The sequence below is a fragment of the Bradyrhizobium sp. Rc2d genome (genome assembly GCF_900099855.1).
Classification (GTDB): domain Bacteria; phylum Pseudomonadota; class Alphaproteobacteria; order Rhizobiales; family Xanthobacteraceae; genus Bradyrhizobium.
In genome coordinates this window covers 21,276-37,248 of the sequence record NZ_FNCU01000053.1, presented here as the reverse complement: position 1 = coordinate 37,248, position 15,973 = coordinate 21,276, and the positions used below count along the sequence as shown (strand labels likewise).

General features: G+C 62.9%; 15 protein-coding genes and 2 pseudogenes. 4 read left to right on the top strand and 13 right to left on the bottom strand.

Annotation, left to right across the window (positions count from 1 at the left end; all coding sequences use genetic code 11):
- Window positions 1–12 precede the first annotated feature (12 nt).
- From BLV07_RS38570 to BLV07_RS38545, 6 genes are all read right to left on the bottom strand, one after another.
- Window positions 13–1,230, bottom strand: coding sequence for an ABC transporter substrate-binding protein (locus BLV07_RS38570; protein WP_091896703.1), 1,218 nt, complete (start codon window positions 1,228–1,230; stop codon window positions 13–15).
- Between the two features lie 133 nt (window positions 1,231–1,363).
- A complete protein-coding gene (locus BLV07_RS38565) occupies window positions 1,364–2,257 on the bottom strand; it encodes an NAD(P)-dependent oxidoreductase (RefSeq protein ID WP_091896700.1) in 894 nt (297 codons plus the stop codon).
- Between the two features lie 86 nt (window positions 2,258–2,343).
- Window positions 2,344–3,147, bottom strand: coding sequence for an enoyl-CoA hydratase/isomerase family protein (locus BLV07_RS38560; RefSeq protein ID WP_091896697.1), 804 nt, complete (start codon window positions 3,145–3,147; stop codon window positions 2,344–2,346).
- 6 nt (window positions 3,148–3,153) lie between these two features.
- Window positions 3,154–3,909 carry an SDR family oxidoreductase gene (locus BLV07_RS38555; RefSeq protein WP_091896695.1) on the bottom strand — a complete coding sequence of 252 codons (756 nt, stop codon included), beginning with the start codon at window positions 3,907–3,909 and terminating at the stop codon, window positions 3,154–3,156.
- 2 nt (window positions 3,910–3,911) lie between these two features.
- On the bottom strand, window positions 3,912–5,063 hold the full coding sequence (locus BLV07_RS38550; protein WP_091896692.1) for a thiolase family protein: 1,152 nt from the start codon (window positions 5,061–5,063) through the stop codon (window positions 3,912–3,914).
- Entirely contained in the window at window positions 5,063–5,467 is a 405-nt protein-coding gene (locus tag BLV07_RS38545) for a Zn-ribbon domain-containing OB-fold protein (RefSeq protein ID WP_091896689.1), read from the bottom strand. Before BLV07_RS38545 ends, BLV07_RS38550 begins: the two co-directional genes overlap by 1 nt.
- A 166-nt stretch (window positions 5,468–5,633) precedes the next feature.
- Between BLV07_RS38545 and gcvA the strand changes: the two genes are divergently transcribed.
- Window positions 5,634–6,578: a transcriptional regulator GcvA gene (gcvA, locus tag BLV07_RS38540; protein ID WP_349525553.1), complete on the top strand. Its 945-nt coding sequence runs from the start codon at window positions 5,634–5,636 to the stop codon at window positions 6,576–6,578.
- 169 nt (window positions 6,579–6,747) lie between these two features.
- On the opposite strand, the gene BLV07_RS38535 is transcribed toward gcvA, so the two are convergent.
- From BLV07_RS38535 to BLV07_RS38520, 4 genes are all read right to left on the bottom strand, one after another.
- On the bottom strand, window positions 6,748–8,862 hold the full coding sequence (locus tag BLV07_RS38535) for a xanthine dehydrogenase family protein molybdopterin-binding subunit (RefSeq protein ID WP_091896686.1): 2,115 nt from the start codon (window positions 8,860–8,862) through the stop codon (window positions 6,748–6,750).
- Window positions 8,859–9,836: an FAD binding domain-containing protein gene (locus tag BLV07_RS38530; protein ID WP_091896683.1), complete on the bottom strand. Its 978-nt coding sequence runs from the start codon at window positions 9,834–9,836 to the stop codon at window positions 8,859–8,861. Before BLV07_RS38530 ends, BLV07_RS38535 begins: the two co-directional genes overlap by 4 nt.
- A gap of 2 nt (window positions 9,837–9,838) precedes the next feature.
- The gene (locus tag BLV07_RS38525; protein WP_091896680.1) at window positions 9,839–10,465 is read right to left on the bottom strand and encodes a (2Fe-2S)-binding protein; all 627 of its coding nucleotides are present in this window, start codon (window positions 10,463–10,465) and stop codon (window positions 9,839–9,841) included.
- 229 nt (window positions 10,466–10,694) lie between these two features.
- Window positions 10,695–11,630: a helix-turn-helix domain-containing protein gene (locus tag BLV07_RS38520; RefSeq protein WP_244551362.1), complete on the bottom strand. Its 936-nt coding sequence runs from the start codon at window positions 11,628–11,630 to the stop codon at window positions 10,695–10,697.
- Window positions 11,631–11,908: 278 nt separating this feature from the next.
- On the opposite strand from BLV07_RS38520, the gene BLV07_RS38515 reads away from it, so the two are divergent.
- On the top strand, window positions 11,909–12,199 hold the full coding sequence (locus BLV07_RS38515; protein ID WP_091896674.1) for a hypothetical protein: 291 nt from the start codon (window positions 11,909–11,911) through the stop codon (window positions 12,197–12,199).
- Window positions 12,200–12,503: 304 nt separating this feature from the next.
- A complete protein-coding gene (locus BLV07_RS50485; protein WP_091896671.1) occupies window positions 12,504–12,875 on the top strand; it encodes a DUF1214 domain-containing protein in 372 nt (123 codons plus the stop codon).
- A 127-nt stretch (window positions 12,876–13,002) separates the two neighbouring features.
- Here BLV07_RS50485 and BLV07_RS49300 read toward each other — a convergent pair.
- The 3 genes and pseudogenes from BLV07_RS49300 to BLV07_RS38495 form a co-directional block, all read right to left on the bottom strand.
- A pseudogene (locus BLV07_RS49300) lies at window positions 13,003–13,302 on the bottom strand (IS21 family transposase); the annotation flags it as partial.
- Between the two features lie 454 nt (window positions 13,303–13,756).
- Window positions 13,757–14,497: an SDR family oxidoreductase gene (locus tag BLV07_RS38500; RefSeq protein WP_091896754.1), complete on the bottom strand. Its 741-nt coding sequence runs from the start codon at window positions 14,495–14,497 to the stop codon at window positions 13,757–13,759.
- 28 nt (window positions 14,498–14,525) lie between these two features.
- The gene (locus BLV07_RS38495; protein ID WP_283806580.1) at window positions 14,526–15,575 is read right to left on the bottom strand and encodes a CaiB/BaiF CoA transferase family protein; all 1,050 of its coding nucleotides are present in this window, start codon (window positions 15,573–15,575) and stop codon (window positions 14,526–14,528) included.
- Between the two features lie 24 nt (window positions 15,576–15,599).
- On the opposite strand from BLV07_RS38495, the pseudogene BLV07_RS38490 reads away from it, so the two are divergent.
- A pseudogene (locus BLV07_RS38490) lies at window positions 15,600–15,923 on the top strand (transposase); the annotation flags it as partial.
- Between the last annotated feature and the right edge of the window lie 50 nt (window positions 15,924–15,973).

Below are 15,973 nucleotides of genomic sequence, written 5' to 3'. Positions count from 1 at the left end.
CTGGGCCCGTCGCTATTTGGTCAGCTCGCAGCCGGCGGCCCGACTCTCGGCGAGAGAGCGCGCAGACTGCTCGGGCGGAATGGTCGCGAGGATCTTGTAGTAGTCATACGGCCCCTTGGACTCGGATGGCTTCTTGACTTCGGCCAGATAGATCGGATGGGTCGCGCGTCCGTCGGTGCGGACCTGGGTTCGGCCGAACAGCGGGTCGTCATATTCGCCGAAGCCGCGCATGGTCGCGACCACGTTGGCTCCGTCGGTGGCGCTCCCTGCCTTCTTCATGGCCTTGAGATACAGAAGACTGGCGGCATAAGTCCCGGCCTGCCCCATCGACGGATACTGTCCGCCGCGGCGCGCTGCGAAGCGCTTCGCGAAGGCCCGGGTCGTGTCGTTGAGATCCCAGTAGAACCATGTCGTGAGCTTCAGCCCCTGGGCTGTCTCGAGCCCGAGCGAATGCACATCGCTAAGGAAGATCGCCATTGCAGCGAGTTCCTGTCGTCCGCCCGCGATGCCAAATTCCGCCGCCTGCTTGATCGTGTTGATGGTATCGCCGCCGGCATTTGCGAGGGCGATGATCTCGGCCTTCGACGCCTGCGCCTGCAGCAGGAAGGAGGAGAAATCCGGCGTGTTGAGCGGATGCCTGACCGAGCCGACTACCGTGCCGCCCGCCGCCTTGACGACGTCGCTCGTCTCGCGTTCGACAGTATGGCCATAGACATAATCGGCCGTCAGGAAGAACCAGCGCTTCTTGCCCTGCTCGACGAGGTATTCGCCGGTACCGTGGGCGAAGCCCCAGGTATCGAACGTCCAGTGCACGGTGTTTGGCGTGCATTGCTTGCCGGTGAGATCGGTGGTGGCAGCGTTGGTGGCGAGGAAGACCTTGTTCTTGTCCTTTGCGATGTGGGCAACGGCGAGCGACGCGCTCGATGTCGCGACGTCGGCGATCGCGTGGATGCCGTCGTTCTCGAACCATTTCCGCGCAATGGAGGCGGCGATGTCGGGCTTGTTCTGGTGGTCCGCCGACACGACCTCGACCTTCACGTCGGGATTGGCGGCCATGAAATCCTCGGCCGCCATCTTTGCGGCTTCCACCGACCCTGCGCCGGAAAAGTCCGAGTAAAGACCGCTCATGTCCGTCAGCACGCCGATCTTGATGGTCGTCTGGGCGTCGGCAATCCCTGGGAAGACAAGTGCCGCGATGATAGCGAGCGCAGTCAGCGTGTTTCGATACATTTGCTCCTCCGTTGGCTAGTTCAGGTCTTCTGTAAGCCCGTTGCGCGCGAACCTAACGAAGGCTGCCATCAGCGCAGAGCGAGAAGATTTCTTCTGATCGTTGAGTTTTACGCAGCGCGAGTGAGCCGTACTGTCACGATCGCTCCCGGATCTGCGTCGAAGCCCAGCGCTCGAGCATGTGGACCATTTCGGTCATATCGGCCCCGGCCGGTCCGTGAAAATCGGCGAGATCGTAAAGTTGCTTTGCCGTCGAACACGTCGGCATCGGCGTTCGGACGGCCTCGGCCTCCGCAAGGCAAAGCCGCAGGTCCTTTCGCATCAGTTCAAGGCGGAAGCCGAAGTCGAAGCTGCCGGTCATAATCGCCTTGTTGAGGATGTGCTCGCTGCTGAAGCTTCGTCCCGTGCTCGCGTTAATCATGTCCACGATTGTGCGCGGCGCGAGGCCGCAACGAATGCCGAACAGTACCGCCTCGCAGGTTGCCGCGAGGGTTGCGCCGACGATCATGTTGTTGACGAGCTTTAGCGATTGACCCTGGCCGACTTCGGCCCCGACCAGGACGACGTTGCGGCCAAAGCTCTTGAAGGCATCCTGCATCTTCTCGAAGGCCCAGGGCTGTCCCGAGACCATGACGGACAGCGTGCCGGCCTCGGCGCCCGCGACGCCGCCGGCGAGTGGTGCGTCGAGCGCTGTGATCTGCCGCTCGGCCAGCGCAGACGCTACCTCGCGGGCAACGCTGGGGCCCGTGGTGGAGTGGTCGGCATATATCTTGATCTTGCGGCCTTCGATGATGCCGTCCTTCCCGAGCACGACTTTGCGCACGATATCGGGCGTCGGCAGGCAGACGGACACGGCTTCGGCCGCGTCAGCGACAGCCGCGGCGGTGCGATGCGCCGTTGCCCCGAGTCTCACGGCCCGATCGACCGCTTGCGCGTCGACGTCGAAGACATGCACCGCAAAGCCCCGCGCGAGCAGATGGCGCACCATATGCCCACCCATCATGCCCAGTCCGATAAATCCGACCTCCATGCTGGTTTCCTCCCGGTTCGTGAAATCGCGCGGCCGCAGCCGATCGGCCGCTCCGCCTCTGGCAGACAAGTCTTGTTTAGAAAGCGCTATCGTCCGGCGTATTTCGGCGTGCGCTTCTCGGCGAAGGCACGCCGTCCTTCGTCGCGGTCTTCGGTGTCGCGCAGCAGCCCCCAGGCCAGCTCCGTCAGCTGCATGGCCTGAGCCGGCGCCATCGACGCCGATTGCTGCGCAAGCATCTTGACCATCTGGATGGCGAGCGGTCCGTTACCTGCGATCCGAGCGGCCAGCGCGGAAACGTCCGCTGCGAAGGATCGCGCGGGGTAGATCGCGCTTGCCAGGCCGACCTCCAGGGCGCGCACCGCCGTAATGCGCTCGCCAGTGAGAAGCATGTGCATCGCGACCGCGCGCGGAATGGCGCGGAGCAGATTGGGCACGCCGCCGGCGCCTGGGAGGCTTGCCACCACCACCTCCGGCAGGCCAAACGACGCTGTCTCAGAAGCAACGATGATGTCGCATTGCAATGCAAGCTCGAGGCCGCCACCGAGGCAATAACCGTTCACCGCGGCAATCGCGGGCTTGCGCAGATTGAGTCCCGCGAAATCGAGCAGGCGGATATACAGGCCGCGTTGGCCGGAGGATTCGAGATCGAATCCGAACGCCTCGGCCACTCCGGCTTCGGCGCTTCGCGGTGCCGTCAGATCGGCGCCAACACAAAATGATTTTGTGCCGCTTCCGGTCAGGACAATGACGCCGACCTCCGGATCCGCGGAGGCTCGGGACAGTTGCGCGCGCAGCTCGATCAAGTGCTCGACATCGAGCGCGTTGAGGTTCTCAGGGCGATCGAGGGTGATCGTCGAGATCCCGTTTTCCCTTACAGTTGTAATCGCCATGGCCGATTACACGCTTGGGCTCGAGAGCGAGCGGCCGCCGCACACGTAGAGTAGCTGCCCGGTGATGTAGGCGCTCTGCCGGCTCGCGAAGAACAGCACGGCCTCCGCGACGTCATCCGCGGTGCCAATGCGCTGGACCGGCACGCTCTCCTGCAAACGCTCCTGAACTTCCGGCTTGAAGCCCCGAAACATCGGGGTGTCGACGATGCCGGGTGCCACGGCGTTAACCGTGATGCCCTGTGCAGCGAATTCGATCGCGAGACTGCGCGTCAGGCTCACCACGCCCCCCTTGGCCGCGGAGTAGTTGGCCTGTCCAAAACCGCCAAGCCAGGCCCGCGACGAAATGTTCACGATCCTGCCGTAGCCGCGTTCGATCATGCCCGGAATAATCGCCTGGCAGGTCAGGAATTGAGATTTCAGATTGGTGTCTATCACCGCGTCCCAATCGGCTTCCTCCAGCTTCATGAAGCGACGGTCGCGTACGATGCCAGCGTTGTTGACCAACACGTCAACGTGGCCGAATTTTTCAGTCACTTCCTTAAGCGCTTGCGCGATGTCACCGGGCCGCGTGATATTTGCCTGCGCCGCTACCACCCGCTCCGCACTATGAGCTCGACGAAGCTCCTCAAGTGCGACGTCGAGCGCGGAGGCATCCAGATCCAGCAGGGCAACGTTGTAACCGGTGTCCAGAAGGCGCCTGGCGATGCCAAGACCAATGCCGCGTGCGGCTCCGGTGACCAGCGCTACATCCTGTCCGCTCATGCTCAGACCCCCATGATATGAACTGACGAAGCAGCGTGATCGACGCCCGCAATGCCGCCGCCGGTGCATTGGGTCAACCCGATCCGCGCGCCTTCGACCTGCCGTCCGTCGGCACGGTTCTGCAGCTGCCAGACCACCTCAACCATTTGCGCGACGCCGGTCGCCCCGAGCGGATGCCCCTTTGCCAGCAGCCCGCCGCTTGGATTGACCGGCACGCGGCCGCCGAGCGCGGTATCACCACGGCGCAACATGTCCGCGCTGCCGCCGCGCTCGGCAAGCCCGAGCGCCTCGTAGTAGAGCAGCTCAGCGATCGTGAAGGCATCGTGAAGCTCGACGACGTCGACGTCGCGTGGCGCCACACCCGCCTGATCGTAGGCCATCCGCGCGGTCCGGGCCGTGATCTCCGCGTCAAGGATGTCGTCGCATCCCTCCTCGATATGGCCGGACTGGACGGCGGAGCCCATAATGCGCACCGCTGGACGCGATCCCTGTGGCCGGACTGTCGTCAGGACCACGGCGGCGGCGCCGTCCACCATCGAGGGGCAGCATTGCAGTAGCGTCAGCGGCTCGGCGATTGCACGCGACTGCAGCACTTCCTCGATCGAAACAGCCCTGCGCTGTTGAGCGAAAGGGTTGTGAACCCCATGCGCCCTATTCTTCACCGCGATCCTGGCCAGCAGCTCCGGCTTCTCGCCGAGTTCGTACAGGTAGCGGGTTCCACGCATTGCGTAGACGGTCGGCAGCGTCATGCCTTGGGAGGCATACAGCTCGGTCTTATAGTCATTACGCTGCAAGGGGATGGTACCGCCACCAAGTCGCGTCAACTGCTCGACGCCCCAGACGAGCACCGTGTCGTATATGCCGAGCCACAGGGCCTGGCAGGCGAGATGCACGGCGGTGGCGCCGCTCGCGCAGGCATTTTCGACATTGTAAACCGCCGGTCCAGTGATGCCGAGGTCACGCATCAGAACCTGGCCCAGCACCATCCCGCCATAAACATTGGCGTTATACATGGCCTGTATCTGCGAAGCGTCGATCGAGGCGTCCGCAAGCGCCTTCAGCACGGCCGCCTGGGCGAGATCCTGCATGCTCGCGCCATCGTGTCGGCCGAACGGGGTCATGCCGACACCAGCGATGAAGACGTCGCTGCTCATCACGCTTGCTCCTTCGCGGGAATGAAATGGTAGAGCGTGCCGGCTTCTACGGTGCTCTGGACACATACTTCGACGGCCTTGCCGACCTTTGCCGTTTCGCCGGCGGGAAGATGCAGGCGTCCGAAAGCGCGCGCGCCTTCCGGGAAGTCCACGTAGGCAAGTGTGAAGGGCTTCTCGCCCGTTTTCGGGTTCGGATGGATCACGGTAAAACTGTAGATCTCGCCGCGTCGCGAAAGCTCGATGGCGGCGTACCGCGAGGCCGATGGGGACGTTTCGGGAATGCGGGGGAATATGCATTTCCCTGTCTTCAGATCTTTCGATCCGATAAGGACAAAGCCGTCGGGTCGCTCCGAGACCCACGAGGGTCGGGATTCTTGACTAGTCTGTTGCTGTGGCTTCGGCATAGATCTCCTCCGATCCGCTTCTCGTTGGCCGTCCGCGCTTCGCTCTTAGTCGGCGCGCGTCTGCTGCGGCGCATCAAGAATTTGCCGGATAGTAGGGATCGCCGAGGAAATAGCTGAACGAGAAAACCGACGCCGATCGTTGACTAAAACGCAACGGTGTCATCTCATGCGGTTGATGAACCAGTTGCCGCCCTTGAACCCATTGCGCGCGTTCGAAGCAGCCGGTCGCCTGAAGAGCATACGAAAGGCGGCCGAAGAGCTGTCGGTCACGGCCGGCGCCGTTAGCCGCCAAGTCCAAATCCTGGAAACCTATCTCGGAGTTCCACTGTTTCGGCGTGAAGCCCGCGCGGCGATCCTCACCGCCGCCGGGGAGCAATATCTGGCGGAGATCACGGCCCATCTCGACGGCATTCGTGAGGCGACCTTGAAGCTGACCGGCGTGCGAGGGCGCTCCCGCGAAATCCTGAAGGTCCGCGCCTACATCACATTCGCGAGCAAGTGGTTGATCCCGCGCCTCTCATCATTTCACGACGCAAATCCCGCAACCGAGGTACGCATCACGGCCTCCCTCGAAGCCGTCGACTTCGAGCACGAGGACGTCGATTGCGCCATTCGCCTGGGCGATGGCAACTGGCCCCACTGTGAGGTCGACCGGCTGGTTTCGAACGAGCTCATTCCGGTCTGCAGTCCCGACTATCGGCGCGAAGCCAAACTCAAAAATCTTTCGGACCTGGCCGGACGCACGCTGTTGCATTCGCTGGCGCGCCCGGACGACTGGATGCACTGGCTCAATGCCGCCGGGGTGACCGGCATCGATCCCTTTGCCGGATTGAAGTACCAGAGCTCCGTGATGGTCTACCAAGCGGCGATCGAAGGGCAAGGCGTCGCCATCGCACAGAAATTCCTGGTCGAAGACGATCTGCGTCGCCGGAGGCTGGTTCAACCCTTTGCGATGACCTGCGATCGCGGGGATTTCACTTATTACCTGATCTACCCTAAGAACCGGCTGCGCAATCCCTCGTTCAGGACTTTTCGGCAATGGCTGGTCCAGCAGACGCTTGAAGCGTCCCCGGATCCTGGCGATGCTACTGCAACTGCGGGCCGGCCCTGAGCCCGCCCTCACGTTGCGGAAGGGAAGCCGCGCCTCCCTCTTCAAAACCATCAGAGAGGATCAATGACACACCCGCCCTAACGAGCGAGCCGGGCGTGGCGCACAATCGGCCACCATCCCAGATCGCGGATATCCTTCGGTCGTAGGATGAGTGCCAGAAGCACGGCAACTAGGCAGTCAGCACGTCTTCGATCCGGATGGGCAAGGTGCGTACGCGCTTGCCGGTAGCATGAAAGACGGCATTGGCGATGGCCGGAGCCATGCCGACCAGCGCAATCTCGCCGATGCCCTTGACGCCAAGGGCATTCACGTGGGGATCCACCTCTTCGACGAAATGCGCCTCGAGCTGGGGAATATCGAGATTCACAGGCATGAGGTAGTCGGCCATATGCGCGTTGACTTGGCGGCCGTCGCGCGGGTCGAGAACCGTGCGCTCCATAAGCGCCATGCCGATGCCGCCGATCATGCCGCCCGTGCATTGACTCCTGGCGAGTCGCGGATTGATGACACGACCGATGCCATAAGCGCCGACCGCACGGCGCACCCGGATTGTGCCGACGTCGGGATCGATAGCCACCTCCACAAAGACGGCTCCGAAGGCATGCATGGAAAAGCGGCTCGCGATATCGGGATCGCGCTCAGCAGAAGCCGTAGCCTCGACGGGTCGGCTGCTCTGAGGGCGCTTTGCGGCTTCCTCTTGCACGGCAATGCAGGCGGCACGGATCGCAGAGCCGACGGAGGCCATCGTCCATGAGCCACCATGGGATGGAGCCGGCGGATAGTCAGAGCGGCCAAGGCTGAAGCGCACCCGTTCAACGGGAAGTCCCAGAGTCTCAGCAGCAACCTGCGTCATCGACGTATAGGTGCCGGGACCCATGTCGCTTGCCGCGACCTCAACTTCGGCCGTGCCGTCCGCAAGCAGCCGCGCCCGCGCGTTCGCCGGCGCATGGAAGGCCGGATAGCTCGCCGATGCCACACCCATGCCGACCAGCAGCCGGCCATCGCGCATCGAACGCGGTTCGGGTATCCGGCGCGACCAGCCGAAACGTTCGGCAGCGAGGTCATGGCATTTCATCAGGGAACGGCTGGAGAAAGGCTTGTTCTTACCCTCGTCGATCGCCGGCTCGTTGCGGCGCCGCAGATCTATCGGATCGATCCCGAGCTTGTACGACAGCTCATCTATGGCACATTCGAGCGCAAAGACGCCGCTTGCCTCGCCGGGACCGCGCATATGGTTCGGGGTGCCGATATCGAGTGGCAGCAGCCGGTAGCGGGTCCGCACGTTCGGCGTAGAGTACAGGAAGGTCGTGACCGAGGTCAGGGCCTCCATGAATTCTTCGTAGCGGCTCGTCTCTCCGGTGCCTTCGTGGACAATGCTGGTGAGCTTGCCATCCGCCGTGGCCGCGAGAGCCATCCGCTGCAGGGTGCGGGGCCGATGGCCCGTCGTAAAGAACATTTGCTTGCGTGTGAGAGCGAGCTTGACGGGACGCCCCACTTGTCGCGCGGCCATGGCCGCAAGAGTCACGTGCGGCCACGTCCTGAGCGACGTACCGAAGGCGCCGCCGATAAACGGACAGATCACCTGTACGTTCTCGGGCGGCAGGCCGAAGATGGCTGCGATCTCGGCCTGTTCATTGACGACGAACTGGCTCTTGCTCCACAGCGTCAGCCGATTGTCATTCCAGGCAGCGACGGTGGCGTGCGGCTCCATTGGATTGTGGTTCTCGCGCGCGATTTCGTAGATCTCATCGACCTTCACCGGCGCATCCGCGAGAGCGCTGTCGGCATTCCCGCGCGCGGTGTCGGCCGGCAACATCGCATCCGGCTGCTTCCCGGCTTCGGGAACGACAGGCCGGGCCTTTGGGTCGGCCGGATCAACGATCGGCCGCTCGGCCGCGTAGGAGATGCGTAGCGCCGCAGCCGCGCGCTCCGCCTGGTCGAGCGTATCGGCGATGACGATCGCTACCGGTTGCCCGTAGAAGCGGATGTGGTCATCCTGCAACACATGCAGCCGCTCGCCTGTCGCCGGATCGATGTAGCTCTTGTGGGGTGCGTAGGGCAGACGTGGCGCATTGCGATGGGTGATGACAGCAATGACGCCCGGCATCTTCTCAACCTGCGCAGCGTCGATGCCGGTCACGCGGCCGAGACCGACCGTGGCACCGACGATCACCGCGTAGGCCTGGCCGGGCTGGTTGAAGTCGGCCGCATAGCGCGCGGCGCCCGTGACCTTGGCACGACCATCCACGCGCGGCAGCGGCTTCCCGATCACATTCGTCTTCATGCGGCTTCTCCGGTCATTTCAAGGGCGCGGACGATCGTCCGGGGCAGGAGTTCGAGCTTGTAGTGATTGCCCGAGAGGGGACGGGCTCCTTCGACTGCCAACCGGGCGGCTGTTTCGAATACGTTGCGATCCGGCGCCTTGCCGATCAGTGCTTTCTCCACCGCGCGCAGGCGCCACGGCCGAGTGCCCACACCGCCGACAGCGAGCCGCGCCTCGCGGATTACCCCGCCGCCAATGTCGAGTGCGGCGGCCGCGGACACCAGCGCGAACTCATAGGAGGCGCGGTCGCGCACCTTGAGATAGCGCGCCCGCCGGCTGTACGGGCCACCGGGGACCCGCACTGCGAGGATGAGTTCGCCAGGCAGCAGCGTGTGTTCGAGATGGGGCGTATCGCCTGGCAGGCGAAAGAGTTCCTCGACTGGAAAGGTGCGCTCGCCCCGCGGTCCCCTCACCTCCATCGTAGCTTCGAGGGCGACCAGGACGACGGCGACGTCCGAAGGGTGCGTTGCGACGCAATGATTGCTGGTGCCGAGTATGGCGTGGCCGGCATTGAGACCATCGATCGCGGCGCAACCCGAGTTCGGCGTGCGCCTGTTGCAGGGCGCATCGTGCATCCGGAAATAGGGGCAGCGTACGCGCTGGAGCAGATTGCCGCCGATCGAGGCCATGTTGCGCAGTTGCGGCGATGCGCCCTCGATCAAACTTTCCGCCACGAGCGGGTGCAGGCGCTGCACGTCGGGATGGGCGGCGACATCGGCCATACGGGCCAGCGCGCCGATCACGAGATCGGAGCCCTCGATGCGGATTTCGGAAAGCGGGAGCGTGTTGATGTCGACCAGGTGTTCGGGCCGCTCCACCTCCTCCCGCATGAGGTCGATCAACGTCGTGCCACCGGCGATGAAACGTCGGCCGGACGATGCAGCGGCGATGGCGTCTTGGACGGAGGTCACCTTCTCGAGCGTGAATGGAAGCATGGTCAGGCCCTCTTGGCAGCGTCGGCGACGGCGGCGACGATCCCCGGATAGGCCCCGCAACGGCAGATATTGCCGCTCATCCAGAACCTGATTTCATCCGGCGTGCCCGCATGGCCTTCCGCGATGCAGCCTATTCCCGACATGATCTGTCCCGGGGTGCAGAAGCCGCACTGCAAACCATCGTGCTCGACGAATGCAGTCTGGAGCGGATGAAGCTCGCCATTCGTTTCAAGGCCCTCGATCGTCTTGATCTCAGCCCCGTCATGCATCGCGGCCAGTGTCAGGCAAGAGACGATCCGCCTGCCATTAACAAGCACGGTGCAAGCGCCGCAGGCGCCCTGATTACAGCCCTTCTTCGTGCCGGTGAGATCGAGCGTCTCCCGGAGTACATCGAGCAGTGAGCGGCGGGGGTCCAAGTCAAGCTCATGTTGCTTTCCGTTGACGGTCAAGCGCACCCGTCCCGTGGATGCGGTGGGAGGCCTGTCAGATGAGGGTTGCGCGGCAACTTCCGATGTGGCCGCGAGGGCGGCCACTCCGCCGGCTGTAAGCAGGATCGAACGGCGCGATAATCCGCCACGGCTTTGTTCAGTCTCGTCAGCGTCGTCGGTGAACGGGTCAACGTTTTTCATAGTCTCGTCTGCTCGCTTGTGAGGTGATGATGGTTCGCTTGATTGCGACAAGATGGCACCATGATTCCTCTTCGACGCTCGGAGGCGGATCGGATTGCGCCGCGCTCGAGTAACGAGCGCCGCCGGGCCACCGCCCCAGAGCACCATGAACTAAACATGACCCGGATTGGGGGTACCGTTCGGATATTGCGGTGACTATCGCAGTGTTGCGATGAACTGCCGCCGGCGCTTACAGAGCGCGTCGGAATCCCGATGGGGTCACCCCGACAATCGTACGGAAGGCCGCCGTGAAGGCTGACGGCGTCTCGTAACCGACTGCAAGCGCGACCTCTGTGACACTCAGGCCTGAGTGGGCGAGAAGCTCGCGGGCACGGCGCATGCGTTGTACGGTCAACCATGCATGCGGGGTCTGGCCGGTCGAGTGCCGAAATGCCGTGCAGAAGTGGAAGCGGCTCAGGCCGACAAGGGCGGCGAGCTCATTGAGCCCGATATGCTGTTCGAGATTCTCGCGCATGAACGTCGTGACACGCCGCACCTGCCAGTCAGCAAGGCCGCCCTTTCTGACGGGAGCAGGCAAGCTGCCAAACGATGAATGCTCCCGGATCAGCCGCGAGCAGAGAAGATCGATCGCCTGCTCCACGAACAGACGGGACGATGCACTGTCGCGCGTCGCCTCGTGACTCAGAATTTCAAGCAGCCCCGCCACCGCTGGATCGGCGAACGCCACGCGTGGAAGAATCTCGACACCTCTTCCACCCGCAATCTCGTCGGCGCATGTCTGGAGGCGTTCCTGGGTAAGGTAGACATGCGAAACGACCACCGGGCCAGCAATGTTCCAGTGGCCGTCAACGCCTTTCGGAATGAGGGTAAAGGCTTTCGAGTTGGTCCTGGAAGTCAGGCGCTTGTTCTCAATCCGCCAGGATATCGCGTGCTGTCCTTCGTGGCAGCCGACCGCGACGTGCCCAGCAACGCCGCGCATGTAATCCTCTTGCAACCCGCCATGCGCCCACTTCCGGGTCAGGCGCGTATCACCGTGCAAAACCTCAGGCACCAGTACCGGCGGCTCGTCCAGGATGCGGGCCATTTCAATGGCAGCATCAGGACTTGAGTGGTCCGCTGCAGATCGGCGCACGCCGCGTGAATTCGGCGCAGCTCGCTGGTCCAAACTGTCGCCCTCCTCGAGCTGGTAATATACTGGAATGATTGAGATTGAGGCTCAATTATACCAAAGGGCCCGCAGGGCATACGAAGGTTGACAAAAGTCCGCGACCTCGCCGGTGCCGTCCGCGGATCTGCCCACAAACTGGTCAGCGCATTGATGGACGCGTGGTTCGGGCGATGCCTAGGCCTCGTGGCGACGTAGTAACTGGCTACCTCGCGCTTCGCTGATCGCCTGTTGTGCTACGGGCGCCCGAGACCGCCAAACTCCATCCCGAGGGGTGGGTGGTCGTCGATGCTTTCGGGAGGCCGTGTTGTCGCCTCGGGGAAGGCCAGAACGAGTTCCATCGCGGAGCCGAGATCGTCGTCTTCGATAGCGAAGCCGAGTGCAAGCGGTTCACCGCCCGGGTCAACGCGCAACCCGGAGACGATCCCGCCCTGCCGGCTTTGTCGCTGTCGAAGCACCGCTTCGCGAAGGAGGCGGCAGCACACGCCGAATCGTACCGTCGCATCATCAACGCCGAGGGGCTCGACATCCGCGTGGGCGATGTCCCGGCGTCGTCAAAGTTCCAGTAACATGGCTCCGGCAGTGGCCGCGTGGCAGCATTAACCACTCATTAACCGGTGGAGAGTGCTACACCGAGGTGCTACACTGTCGAAAAGCGGCCGTTCTCGAACCGCTTGAATTTGAAGGACTTTTCCGGCGCCGTTCGACGGTGGCGGAGAGAACTCTCTTCCCCTCTGGTCCGATTGCGCAAAAACCCGCGTAAAACAAGGATTCCTAGAATGCCCGGCCGAATTTTGTGACCACCGGCGTGTACCACCGATCCGGGCTTTCGGGGCGTCAAGTTCGGCCGATTTCGAGGCGGCTCGCGAATGCATGGACGCGGTCTCGGCTAATCCTTCGGCCGGCATCAGGAGAACAACCAAGCCGCCGCGAAAACCGCGGCGCGTACCAAGAAGTACAGCCAGGCTGGCATCACGACCAGCACGGCTGCCCCGAAAGCCGTTCTATTTCGTCGACAACCCGATCGATCGCTATGCGATCGGGGATCGCACGCGGGACCTAAAACGTGCAGCTGACGGCTCGATCGACATCCAGATGTCGAGAAGCAAACCCCGGTCCGGGTCGGACGCAAACTGGCTGCCTACCCCCACTGAAGGAAACTTCAGCCTGCTCCTGCGCGCCTACCTGCCTAAGCCGTCTCTGGTCGAGGCCAGCTATGAGCTTCCTGCCGTTCGAGAGAGCTAGACTATTTCAGGGGGTTAGACGCAATCTGGCGGGGGCTCGAACCTCCGCCGCCAATGGCTCCAACCCATTGAAAAAACGACGATGACGAGGCGCGCTCATAGAGCCGGCTGACGAGGTGGAAGAGGAGCTGGCGCGAACAGGCACACACGAACAGCATGCGGCTGTGACAGAGCCCGAAATGGGCGGCCTTCACTATCAGCGTGGTGCCCGCTCAGGAAGGCCACCTCGTGGCTCCAGTCGAACTGGTAGGCTTCGCTGGGGCAAAGCTCAGCGGGACATAATTGGCCGCGGTCGATTGCCCGCGTTCTTTGCTCCACAGCTTGGCGTAACGCGGCGCCGCATCGTAACCGCCGTCATAGCCGCGGCCGCGCAGCTTTTCGAAGATCCGTATCAACGTTGGCTGTTCACGAGCCGATTTGGCCGCGTGCGCACCGTCGGGTCATACCTGCCGACTAGGGCCAAAAGCATCCCAACTCAAGTCTCTGGCGCACCACCATCTATCGACGTAGCGCAACCGCACTCGAATGCGCCCGACAACAAACAGCATCTGGTGACATCACTTTGTTCGCGCCTCAATAATGAGTCGGCCCAAAAAAAGGCCGCTGCGGATTTTCACCAACAGCGGCTTAAGTCGGGAGGAAGCAGACGAACCGGTCTGCCAGCGGATGGGGCCTTGCTTCAAAGCGCATCGGCGAACCAGGCGGCAACTTGACTTTTGTTTGTCGTGCCTGAATGTCCAAATGGTCGATTCGTCGATCCCACGTAGTTTCATCGGCATCACCGCGGTGGCGATCTACAACATCTCCCCACGGGTTGAGACGCTGGACACGACGTTGTGCATCTCCCAAAGGGGCACTTGCGCCACGATCCGCCCGATCGGTTCAGTATCGGCCGCCGGTCACATGAAGTACTTCTCCCGTGATGTAGCCAGCCCTGTCTGAAGCCAGGAATGCGACGGCGTCCGCGATGTCGTAGACGTTACCCAGGCGCGAAATCGGCGTGGCTTTCTCGGCGGCTCCCCTGATCTTGTCGAAATGAGCGAGAGCTCTGACTGCCTCTGTGTCGACGATGCCCGGCGCAACCGCGTTGACGGTCACGCCGAAGCGGCCGAGTTCAAGCGCCAGGGCGCGCGTCAAGCCGAGCAGCCCGGCCTTCGCCGCGGAGTAGTTCGCCTGTCCTGGATTTCCAAGATGGGCTCGCGAGGAGATGTTGACGATCCGGCCCCAGCCACGCTCGGTCATAAGGCCTGAGACCGCCTTGGTGCACAGAAAAGCACCCTTCAGGATGACATCGACGACGGCATCCCAGTCCGGCTCCGTCATCCGGCCGATGCGCATATCGCGTGTAAAGCCTGCGTTGTTCACAAGGATGTCGACGCCGCCGAAGGACTCGCAAGCGCGGGACACCATCGCATGGATCGACGACTGCTCCAAGACGTCCGCGACAAGCGCCAAGGCCCAGCCGCCACTTCGCCGCAGTCGGTCGGCCTGTTCTTCTGCGTCATTGACATCGACCAAGACGACCGAAGCTCCTTCGGCGGCGAAACGTTCAGCAATCGCCGCGCCGATGCCACGCGCCGCGCCAGTGACGATGGCGGTCTTACCGGCGATTTCGAGATTCATGCGAAGCGTCTCCATCTGAAAGATTGTTTCAGCCCGCCCGGAATCGGGTCGAGGCGGTTCGAGCCGAACGGTAAAACTGCTTCACCCGGTCCGCAGGCAACCAGCCGCCGAGGGCTTCCGCCGCATCGGCATGGGGATCGGTCTGGGGTGGAGAAGGCGTCGGCGGGACCGTCAACGAAAATGCGGGAACCGGCCCCGGCTGCACGATCCCATCGATTTCCCGAAAGAACGCGCGCGCGGCGTACTGCTGATGCCCGGCAGCCTCAGCGACGCTCAAGACTGGGGCGAAGCATGAGTCGCTGCCTTCGAGGATCTGGCACCATTCGTCGCGGGACTTTTCGAGAAATTTGCACGCAAAGGCCTGCCGCATCTCCTCGTGTCGAGACGCATCACGCTGAGGGGGAAAGGTTCTCGGATCGAAGCCGATCTTTGTCAGCAGCTCATTGAAGAACTTGCCTTCGATCGCTCCGATCGAGACGTACTTCCCGTCCTTGCAAAGGTAGCTATCGCAATAGGGGACACCGCCGTCGAGCAGGTTGGTCCCACGCTCGCCTGAGGAAAGGCCAGCGGCCGCCATGCCGAATGCGTGTGTCATCAGGTGCGCTGCCGCCTCGGCAATGCTGGCGTCGACGATCTGACCCTGGCCCGTCTCGCGACTGCTCAAGATGGCAGAAACCATACCGAAGGCGAGATAGATCGCCGCAGAGTAGTCCCCCACGAGGTTGAGCGGCGGCGTAGGTGCTGCGCCTCGGCGCCCAATCGCATCGAGGGCACCCGAAATCGCGATGTAGTTGAGGTCGTGAGCTGCCGATTGCGCCAGCGGGCCGGTCTGTCCCCAGCCCGTCATGCGGCCGTAAACCAATCGTGGATTGCGGGCGATGCAGATGTCGGGGCCTAGTCCAAGGCGCTCCATGACGCCGGGGCGGAATCCCTCGATCACTGCGTCGGCACGCTCGATCAGTTCAAGCGCCAAACCTGTGCCCGCCGGCGTCTTAAGATCGACAGCCACGCGCTTGCGCCCGCGCAACAGGATGTCGAACCGCGGTGGCTTTCCGATGCCCAGACCACTCGGCTCCACTCGATCGAGCCGTAGGACGGTGGCGCCCAGAAGAGGAGGTGTCCTCAAACCCGTTTGAAGGCTCGGTGTTGCCCCAAGCAGGCATCACGAAGGGTGCCTCGCTCGATCTACGAAGGCGCTCGCGACATGGCGCGCCAGATCGCGAGATCGTGGGAGGGAGACACCTCGCGCCGGCTCCGCAAGAAAATCGAGATGTTGTTCGCCCACCTCAAGCGTATTCTCAAGCTCGACCGTTTGCGTTTACGAGGCCCCAACGGCGCGCGCGACGAGTTCATCCTCGCGGCCACCGCCCAGAACCTTCGAAAGATGGCCAAGCTGATCCCGATGCCCACCCCGAGACTCGCATAGGGTCGGTAGAGCAGTTCGGCCTCGTCGCGACGAAGCTATTACAATGAAAT